The sequence below is a fragment of the Novosphingobium sp. B-7 genome, assembly GCF_000410615.1.
Taxonomy (GTDB): domain Bacteria; phylum Pseudomonadota; class Alphaproteobacteria; order Sphingomonadales; family Sphingomonadaceae; genus Novosphingobium; species Novosphingobium capsulatum.
In genome coordinates this window covers 1-3510 of sequence record NZ_APCQ01000410.1, presented here as the reverse complement: position 1 = coordinate 3510, position 3510 = coordinate 1, and the positions used below count along the sequence as shown (strand labels likewise).

Here is a 3510-nt window from a genome sequence, read left to right as displayed (position 1 = left end):
GGCGCCGCGCCGGCCGATCGCCGCGCCGCGCTGGAGCGTGCCGCCGGCGCGCTCGTGGCCAAGTATCTCACCTCGGGCGAAGAAGCCCTGGCGATCGATTTTGCCGACAGCGGCCTCTCCGCCAATGAAGCGGCTGCTGTCCTGCTGGCCGCCCGGCTGCGCGCCTGGCAGTACCTGGTCTATCGCACCCGCCTCAAGGACGAGCAGAAGCCCTCGCTCAAGACCATCGTGGCGATTTCCGCGCCCGAAGGTACCGAGGCCGTGTGGGCGGTGGAAAGCGCCGTGGCCGAAGGCGTGGAATTCACCCGCGAGCTGGTGACCGAGCCGGCCAACGTGATCTATCCCGAAAGCTTCGTCGCCCGCTGTCAGGAACGCCTGGCCGGCACCGGCGTCGAAATCGTCGTGCTTGATGAAAAGCAGATGGCTGACCTGGGCATGGGCGCGCTGCTCGGCGTGGCGCAGGGCTCGGTCAAGACGCCGCGCCTGCTCGCCATGCGCTGGAAGGGCAAGGCTGGCACCAAGCCTACCGCCTTCGTTGGCAAGGGCGTGTGCTTTGACACCGGCGGGATCAGCATCAAGCCGGCTGCCGGCATGGAAGACATGAAGTGGGACATGGGCGGCGCGGCCACCGTTGCCGGCACCATGCTCACCCTGGCGCGGCGCAATGCCGCAGCCGACGTGATCGGCGTGTGCGGCTTGGTGGAAAACATGCCCGATGGCAATGCCCAGCGCCCCGGTGACGTGGTTAAGAGCATGAATGGCCAGACCATCGAGGTGATCAACACCGATGCCGAAGGCCGCCTGGTGCTGTGCGATGCGCTCACCTGGGTGCAAAAGGAATATCAGCCCGCCACGATCGTCGATCTGGCGACGCTGACCGGCGCCATCATCATTTCGCTGGGCCACGAGCATGCCGGCATGTTTGCCAACGATGATCTCCTCGCCAGCCAGCTCGACGCGGCCGGCAAGGCGGTGGGTGACATGCTGTGGCGCATGCCGATCGGCCCGGCCTACGACAAGCTGATCGACAGCCCGATTGCCGACATGAAGAATGTTGGCCCGCGCGGTGGTGGTTCGATCACGGCGGCGCAGTTCCTGGCCCGCTTCATCGACAAGGGCGTGGCCTGGGCCCACCTCGACATCGCCGGCACGGTGTGGATCGACAAGGCCGGCGCCACCCACGACAAGGGCGCCACCGGCTTTGGCGTGCGCCTGCTCGACCGCTACGTGCGCGACGTGCTGGAAGGCTAAGAGCCATGCCCAAGATGCGGCGCAAGTCTGACCTGCCAAGCAAGACCTGCGCCGCATGTGGCCTGCCGTTCACCTGGCGCAAGAAATGGGAGCGGGACTGGGACAATGTGAAGTATTGTTCCGACCGCTGCCGGCGCGGCAAGGGTGGGGCTGGGGCGGTTTAGGCCTTCACCAGCCCCTATCCCCTCCTCTGAAGAGGAGGGGGAAAACAGCGCTTCTCTTAGCCCCCTCCTCTTCAGAGGAGGGGGTTGGGGGTGGTGCGAAGCCAAGCGCAAGCCAAGAAGGAACCCCATGCGCGTCGATTTCTACCAGCTGTCCCGCGATCCGGCCGAACTGGTCTTGCCGCTGATCGCGCGCAACACGTTGGGCGCGGGCGAGCGCTTGCTGGTGGTGTCCGAAGACAAGGGCCAGCTTGATCGCATTGGCGAGGCGCTGTGGACGCGGCTGCCCGATACCTTCCTGGCCAATGGCCAGGCCGGCGGACCGCACGATGCGCGCCAGCCCATTCTCCTGTCCACCACGGTCTCGCCGGCCAATGGCGCGCAGTTCCTGGCGCTGGCCGATGGCGGCTGGCGCGAGAGCGAGGCGGCGCGCGTGTTCCTGCTGTTCCCGCCCGATCGCATCGACGACGCGCGCGCCACCTGGCGCCTTTTGGGCCAGCGCGAAGGCGTGGAGCGCAAATATTGGCGCCAGGATGGCGGGAAATGGCGTGAAGGCCCGTAAGATTGCCGGCGTGCCTTGCGGTTGCGCCCCTTTCCCGCTAGGGGCGCGCCCAACAAAACCAGCATTCTTCTTTCGCTAAGGAACGCATCATGGCGGTTACCCGCACCTTCTCGATCATCAAGCCCGACGCCACCCGCCGCAATCTGACCGGCGCGGTCACCAAGATGCTGGAAGAAGCCGGCCTGCGCGTCGTCGCTTCCAAGCGCATCCAGATGACCAAGGAACAGGCCGAAGGCTTCTATGGCGTGCACCGCGAACGCCCCTTCTTCGGTGACCTGGTCTCGTTCATGACCAGCGGCCCGGTCGTGGTGCAGGTGCTCGAAGGCGAAGACGCCGTGAAGCGCAACCGCGACATCATGGGCGCCACCAACCCGGCCAACGCCGATGCTGGCACGATCCGCAAGGAACTGGCCGAATCGATCGAAGCCAACACCGTCCACGGTTCGGACTCGGAAGAAAACGCCGCGATCGAAATCGCCTTCTTCTTCAAGCCCGAAGAAATCGTCGGCTGATCCCACCGGATCACCGCTTGAAAAGGGCCGGAAAGCATCGCGCTTTCCGGCCCTTTTTCATGGGTTTCACAACAGCGGGCTCATCATTGCCAGGGTGTTGCGCCACAGTCGCTTGATCAGGGTGGTGCGCGCCGCCATTGCCGGGGTGATCGCCAGGCACTGTTCCAGCCATTGCTGCTGCCGCGCGGCAAGGCCGCGCGCCAGGGTGGCATCGGCGAACAGGATGTTGTTCTCGAAATTCAGCTCGAAGCTGCGGCGATCGAGATTGGCCGAACCGATGATGCCGGCATTGTCATCAGCCACCATGGTCTTGGCGTGCAGCAGGCCGGGAAGGAATTCGAAGATTTCCACGCCCGCTTCCAGCAGCGAGGGATAATAGCTGCGGCTGGCGGCGGCCACGAACCGGCTGTCGTTGCGGCGCGGCACGATCAGCGTGACGGCAACGCCGCGCCGGGCGGCGCTGACCAGCGCGGTCAAGACTTGTTCGCCCGGCACGAAATAGGGCGTGGTGATCGTCAGGCTGCGGCGGGCGGCGTGGATCAGCGCGGCAAAGCAGGCGTTCATCGCGCCATAGGCCACGGTCGGCCCGGTGCCGATGCCCTGCGCCACCACCCCTTCGCCGCACAACGGTAGCGGGGCGGTGAGCAGCGCAGACAGATCGTCGCCGCCTTCGGCCATCCAGTCGGCCGCGAACAGGAATTGCCAGTGGCGGGCGATCGGGCCGTTCCAGCGGGTCATCACGTCAACCCATGGGGCAAAGCGCGGCTTGATGCGGAATTCGGGATCGGCGGCGTTCTGGCTGCCGCACCAGGCGATGGCGTTGTCGACGATCATCGCCTTGCGATGGTTGCGCAGGTCCACCCGGCCACGGATCATCGTCCACACCAGGTTGCCCACCGGCAGCGCCTCGCGCGCATCGACGCCGGCTGTGCGCATCGCGGCCCAGTGTGCCGAGCGCAGGAAACGCCGCGATCCCAGCGCATCGGCCAGGACGCGCACCGCGACACCGCGCCGGGCCGCGCGG

General features: G+C 66.2%; 5 protein-coding genes. 4 read left to right on the top strand and 1 reads right to left on the bottom strand.

Annotation, left to right across the window (positions count from 1 at the left end):
• The 4 genes from H926_RS0105030 to ndk all read left to right on the top strand — a co-directional run.
• Positions 1–1251: leucyl aminopeptidase (locus tag H926_RS0105030; protein ID WP_022675341.1), on the top strand; the 1251-nt coding region annotated here is incomplete at its 5' end.
• Between the two features lie 5 nt (positions 1252–1256).
• Complete coding sequence (locus tag H926_RS31515; RefSeq protein WP_082209012.1) at positions 1257–1415, top strand: DUF2256 domain-containing protein; 159 nt, start codon at positions 1257–1259, stop codon at positions 1413–1415.
• A gap of 127 nt (positions 1416–1542) precedes the next feature.
• Positions 1543–1974, top strand: a complete 432-nt coding sequence (locus H926_RS0105020; protein WP_022675340.1) for a DNA polymerase III subunit chi — start codon at positions 1543–1545, stop codon at positions 1972–1974.
• Between the two features lie 89 nt (positions 1975–2063).
• The gene (ndk, locus tag H926_RS0105015; RefSeq protein ID WP_022675339.1) at positions 2064–2486 is read left to right on the top strand and encodes a nucleoside-diphosphate kinase; all 423 of its coding nucleotides are present in this window, start codon (positions 2064–2066) and stop codon (positions 2484–2486) included.
• A gap of 66 nt (positions 2487–2552) precedes the next feature.
• On the opposite strand, the gene H926_RS0105010 is transcribed toward ndk, so the two are convergent.
• The coding region (locus H926_RS0105010; RefSeq protein ID WP_022675338.1) for a phospholipase D-like domain-containing protein at positions 2553–3510 on the bottom strand (958 nt) is incomplete at its 5' end.